The sequence below is a fragment of the Dietzia sp. HMSC21D01 genome (genome assembly GCF_001815995.1).
Classification (GTDB): domain Bacteria; phylum Actinomycetota; class Actinomycetes; order Mycobacteriales; family Mycobacteriaceae; genus Dietzia; species Dietzia cinnamea.
The window spans coordinates 1-4957 of sequence record NZ_KV824104.1 but is presented as its reverse complement, the minus strand read 5'-3'; the positions used below and the strand labels follow the sequence as shown (position 1 = coordinate 4957).

General features: G+C 72.5%; 4 protein-coding genes and 1 pseudogene. All 5 read right to left on the bottom strand.

The annotated features are described in order from the left end of the window. The coding region (locus HMPREF3086_RS15670; protein WP_070722839.1) for a proton-conducting transporter transmembrane domain-containing protein at window positions 1-1305 on the bottom strand (1305 nt) is incomplete at its 3' end. Beyond that, the gene (locus HMPREF3086_RS15665; RefSeq protein WP_083324482.1) at window positions 1302-2852 is read right to left on the bottom strand and encodes a complex I subunit 5 family protein; all 1551 of its coding nucleotides are present in this window, start codon (window positions 2850-2852) and stop codon (window positions 1302-1304) included. The genes HMPREF3086_RS15665 and HMPREF3086_RS15670, both read right to left, overlap by 4 nt. Beyond that, a complete protein-coding gene (locus HMPREF3086_RS15660; protein WP_061914117.1) occupies window positions 2849-4357 on the bottom strand; it encodes a complex I subunit 5 family protein in 1509 nt (502 codons plus the stop codon). The genes HMPREF3086_RS15665 and HMPREF3086_RS15660 overlap by 4 nt, the downstream gene beginning before the upstream one ends. Continuing rightward, window positions 4354-4677, bottom strand: coding sequence for an NADH-quinone oxidoreductase subunit K (locus tag HMPREF3086_RS15655; RefSeq protein ID WP_061914119.1), 324 nt, complete (start codon window positions 4675-4677; stop codon window positions 4354-4356). The genes HMPREF3086_RS15660 and HMPREF3086_RS15655 overlap by 4 nt, the downstream gene beginning before the upstream one ends. Further along, window positions 4674-4957, bottom strand: a pseudogene (locus tag HMPREF3086_RS15650) (hypothetical protein); the annotation flags it as partial. The pseudogene HMPREF3086_RS15650 and the gene HMPREF3086_RS15655, both read right to left, overlap by 4 nt.

The window sequence follows — 4957 nt, the reverse complement described above, 5'->3', positions numbered from 1 at the left end:
CCGGACGTCCGGCTCGCGCCGGACGAGGAGCCAACCGGCGCGGAGCAGCAGCAGCGTGGAGCCGGTCGCGACCAGCGGCAGCAGATCCACCAGGTCGACGCCGCCCAGCTCGACTCCCTCCACGGCATTCTTGGCCGCGTACTTCCCCACCGAACCGGAGCTGAACGGCGCCCCTGCGACCGCAAGAGCCGCCCCGCCGAGGCCGACGGCCACCACCCACCGGCGGGCCCCGTGGGCATGATGCGACCACACGGGCACCCCGAGGAACAACGCCCCCTTGGCCAACGCGTGGTGGACGGCATAGGCGACCGCGGCCGGCGCCACCGCGGCGGCGAGTTCGGGGGAGGACAGGGCCACGCCCACGAGTGCGGCGAGGAACCCCATCTGGCTGATCGTCGAATAGGCCAGGACCACCTTGGGTTCGTTCTGCAGTTCGCCCGCGGGCACCGCGAGGAACGCTCCGGCCAGCGCCACCACGACCAGGGCCAGGCCCCACCCGGGCAGGTCCGCCTCGCCGAGTGGCAGGAAGCGCAGCCATCCCATGAGCCCGGCCTTGACCATGGCGCCGGACAGGACGGCGCTGGCAGCGGGTGGAGCGGCCGGGTGGGCGAGGGGTAGCCATACGTGGAGCGGCAGCGTGCCCGCCTTGACCCCGAACCCGACGAGAAGCAACGCCACGATGAGCGCGGTGTGATCCGACTCGGCGACGGCCCGCGGCGCGTCCTCGACGAGCGGCCCGCCGATGGCGGTGATGAGCAGGAGCGCGGCCAGGACGGCGCCTTCGCTGAGCACCGCCAGCACGATGTACACGCGCCCGGCCCGCAGCGCCTCCGTGGTCCGCGAGTTCACCACCAGGCCGTACGCGGCGAAACTCATGAGCCCGTAGCCGAGGTAGAACGTCGCGGTGTCCCCGGCGGTGAACACCACCGTGGTGCCCACATGACAGACCAGTAGGAACGCGACGAGGCCGCGCCCGCCCCGGTAACCCGCCCAGGCGACCGCGGCGAGTGCGGCGGCGTAGAGCAGCGCCGAGACCAGGACGAGGGGGCGGGCCAGGCCGTCCACGTGCAGGTGGGTACCCACGAGCAACCACGGCACCGTCAGCGACGCGCCGGGGATCGCGGTGAGGGCCATGGCCGGCAGCACGGTGAGCGGCGCGATCGCGAGCCATAGTCGCTGCACCGGGGACTCTGGCGCGGGGACCGAGGCGTCGGCCGCCGGGCGTGGGGGAGCGGCGGTCACGCCGATGAGGGTGGCGATCGTCAGCGGCAGGATGAGGGCGAGGATCCACAGGGCGGTGGTCACGAGGGGAACACCCCCCGGGCGATGAAGGTGGCCAGCGCCATCGGCGAGTACGGGGCTGCGGCGATGATCCCTACGAGCAGCGAGGCCGCCGCGGTGAGCACCGCCGGGACGAGAAGGGCCGGTAGGGCCTCGGCCCGCCGGCGAGCGCGGTCCCGGATGGCCTCGTCCGGCTGGTCGGAGTCCGGTTCGTCACCGTCGGGCCGCTCGACGAACCACATCGAGTACACCAGCGGCAGGAAGTAGGCGCTGTTGAGCAGGGCGCTGACGACGAAGATCCCCAGCACCCAGGAGTGGTCGGAGTCGAGGGCGCCCAGTCCGAGCTGCCACTTGGAGACGAACCCGGCGGTCGGAGGTAGGCCGATCATGCCGAACGCGCCCACGGTGAACGCCGCGCATGTCCACGGCATCCGTCGTCCCAGACCCGCGAGTCCCGAGACGGTCTTGACGCCCAGGGTCTCGGCGAACAGGCCGGCGCAGAAAAACAGGGTGATCTTCATCAGCCCCTGGTGCACGAGGTGCGTGAGGCCGCCGGCGGTGCCGACCTCGGAGACCAGCGCGATCCCGATCGTGACGTAGGAGACCTGACTGACCGTGGAGTATGCGAGGCGCTTCTTGAGGTCTTCCTGCATCAGCGCGCGCACCGACCCGTAGATCACGGTGAACGACGCCAGGGCCAGTAGCGGCAGCAGCACCCCGAGTTCGTCGGCGACCCCGACGCCGTAGACGTCGTCCACCAGGCGGACCAGGCCGAACACGCCGGCCTTGACCACCGCGACGGCGTGCAACAGGGCGCTGACCGGGGCGGGTGCGACCATCGCGCGCGGCAGCCAGCCATGGAGGGGGAACAGGGCGGCCTTGACCCCTAGACCGCCCGCGATGAGCACGAAGATCGCGGTCGCCGTGGAGGGGTCCGTCGCGGCGAGTTCGGCCACCGCTGCCACACCGCCCGGTGTGAACTCCACGTCACCGACCAGCGCGGACAGCCACGCCACGCCCACGAGGACCGAGAGCCCCCCGCTCAGCGCGTAGCGCAGGTAGAGCCGACCGGAGCCGAAGGCCGCGGCCGTGCCGTTGTGCACGATCAGCGGGTAGGTCACCAGGGTGAGCAGCTCGAAGAACAGCAGGAACGTCACGACGTTCCCGGAGAACGAGATGCCGACGGTGGCGGTGACACACAGCGAGAAGAACCCGAAGAAGCGGGCGCGGTGCGGCCGTCCCTCGAGGTACCCGATCGCGTAGATCGTGGTGAGCAACCACAGCAGCGAGCTCAGCCCGGCGAACAACAGGGACAGCGGTTCGACCCGCAGGATCAGGTCGATACCGGGCAGCAGGGCACTGCGCCATTCGGGTCGGGCGCCCGCCACGACGGCCGGGACGAGCGTCACGACGATGAGGAGTTTGACCGCCGCGCCGGTGACGTTGACGGTGGTGCGTGCCCGCGTGCGGGGGTCGGGGATGAGGAAGACGACGACGGCCACCAGGGTCGACAGCACGAGCGGTGCGACGGCGAGCAGGGAGGACTCGCCGACCCAGGACGGCGGGGTCATGACGTTCCTCCCGGGCACATGCCGAGGACCGCCAGATCGGCCAATGGTCCGGAGGCGACGATCGCGAGGGTGGCCAGCAGGGCCGCCGTGAGGGGCACGAGGGTGGCGGCGCGAGGGGCGGATCGGACGCCGCCACCCGTGTGCCCCGGCCGCTCCTCGCTGGATTCCCCGGGCAGTAACGTCTGGACAGGCCGCAACAGGTACGTGGCCGCGACGAGGGTGCCCGCCACCGCTACCGCCGCCACCCACCACCGCCCGGTGTCGACGGCGGCGAGGAGGAGCTGCCATTTACCGGCGAAGCCCAGGGTGATCGGCAACCCGGCCAGGCTCACCCCGGCCACCGCCACGGCCATCGTGACGATCGGCATGCGGCCGCCCTGATCGGTCATCGCCTCGATCCGGTCGGTACCCAGGCGGTCCTTCACCAGGCCGGCGGACAGGAACAGCGACGACTTGGCCAACCCGTGTGCGAACGCCAGGAGCGCCACGGCGACCCACGCTGCCCGCTGCTGCTCGGCCGTGTCTGCCGCGGCCGACAGCGGGAAGTAGAGGAACAAGTAGCCGATCTGCGAGACGGTCGAGTACCCGACCAGGCGCTTGAACCGCGGGGTACGCGCGGCGGCCACGCCGGCCCACAGGACCGAGCCGGCCGCGGCGACGCCGAGCATCGTTCCCACCACGGGGTCGGGGCCGGTGACCTCGGTCCACACGCGGAACAGCACGACGAACGACGACTTCACCACGAGGGCGGACAGCAGCGGGCTCACCGCCCCCGGTGCCCCGCCGTGAGCATCGGGCAGCCACCCGTGCAACGGGAAGAGCGCGGACTTGAAGGCCATGCCGGTCGCGGCGAGCGCGAGGATCACCGTCACGTGTAGTCCCGGCTCGCCGGCGGCCAGACGCTCGCCCGCCAGACGCAGGTCCAACGTCCCGGCCGCGGCGTACACCAGCGTCAGCGCGACCAGGAACAGCAGCGACCCGGTCACCGTGACGATGAGGTAGCGGAACGCCGCCCGCCACGCGTCGCGTCCGCCGAGCGCCACCAGCACCACCGCCGCGAGTCCGACGATCTCGACGGCCACGTACAGGTTGAACAGGTCCCCGGAGAGGAACACCGCCGCCAGACCCGACCAGAGGAGCAGCCAGGTGGGCCAGAACCAGTCGCGGGCACCCTCCGTGCCGGTCGACCGCGGGTGGATCGCGGCGAACACCGAGACCAGTGTCCCGACCACCGAGGTCAGCAACAGGAACAGCGCGGCCGGCCCGTCCGCACGCACCGAGATGCCCAGCGGCGGGAGCCGGCCGGCCAGGGCCGCCTCGAGCGGTCCCCCGGAGGCGACGGCGACGGCGATCGTGACCCCCACCGCCGCGGCGGCGACCGCCCCGGCGAGTCCGAACGCCGCCCGCGCCCGGGTGGGGACGAGGACGCACAGGACCGACCACGCCAGCGGGAGTAACACCGCCGTCGGCAGCAGCATGGCGGCCCAGGAGGGGGAGGGGGTCATGACGGCCCACCGCCGAGTCGGGTCCCGCTGCCCGCGCGGTCGTCGTCCGCGGACTCGGCCTCGTCGATCCGCCGGGCGAGCACCACCCCGAAACCGGTGAACGCCACGGTGATGACGATCCCCGTCAGTGCGAGTGCGTGGAGCACCGGGTCGGGGGCCGGATCCCGCCCCGCGACGGCCAGCAGGATCACCAGTGAACCGGCGGCCGCGACGTTGAGGGCCACCAGACGGCGGAACCGGTCCGCGGCCACGAGCATCGTCACCAGTCCCAGGGCGAGCAGGGCCGCACCGACCGCGGTGTACCAGGCGAGCGTGGTCACGGGCGCTCACCGCCGAGGACCTGATGCGGTCGACGTCGCACGGTGAGGAACAGGGTCGCGAGCGCGGCACCGATCGACACCGCCAACGCGGTCTCGACCGCCACCGTCGCCGGGGTCTCGAGCCCGGCCGGCATGTGGAGCCAGTGACCCGCCGTCAGGGCGCCTGCGCCGCCGGCGGCGAGGAACGCCAAGGGACCGACCGAGAGCACGACCCGGCCCCGGGCACCCTCGAGCACGGCGGGGGCCGCTCCGGCCCCGGCGGCGAGGATCGCCGTGCCGG

What these genes read in the sequence shown, in the direction of transcription:
- HMPREF3086_RS15660 (WP_061914117.1), bottom strand. Translation starts at nt 4,357, where the DNA reads ATGACCCCCTCCCCCTCCTGGGCCGCCATGCTGCTGCCGACGGCGGTG.
- HMPREF3086_RS15665 (WP_083324482.1), bottom strand. Translation starts at nt 2,852, where the DNA reads ATGACCCCGCCGTCCTGGGTCGGCGAGTCCTCCCTGCTCGCCGTCGCA.